The sequence below is a fragment of the Polaromonas sp. P1_G2 genome, assembly GCF_056405515.1.
In genome coordinates, this window is the sequence record NZ_JBFUBY010001443.1 from 1 (window position 1) to 402 (window position 402).

The 402-nt window shown below is 64.9% G+C and carries 1 pseudogene; it reads left to right on the forward strand.

The annotated features are described in order from the left end of the window. Positions 1-402: pseudogene (locus tag AC1D0P_RS30980) on the forward strand (hypothetical protein); the annotation flags it as partial.

The window sequence follows — 402 nt, forward strand, 5'->3', positions numbered from 1 at the left end:
ATATCAGCCGCCAGGGCGGGCGCGAAGGCTCGGCGCTGACCACGCCGCAATGGATCAACGACATCCATCGGCTCTTCCCGAAAGAGACGATCGAGCGGCTGGAGCGCGATGCGATCGAGCACTATGCCATCGACGACGTGGTGACCAATCCGGATGTGCTGTCGCGCGCCGAGCCCAACGAGACGCTGCTGAAGGCCGTGCTGCGCACCAAGCACCTGATGTCGCCCGACGTGCTCATCATGGCCCGCAAGCTGGTGCAGGACGTGGTGCGGCAATTGATGGAAAAGCTGTCGCGCGACCTGGCGCTGGCCTTTTCCGGCGTTGTCGACCGCCGCCGCCACAGCCGCTTCCGCATCGCCAGCGACCTCGATTTCCGCCGCGTGCTGCGCGACAATCTCAAAC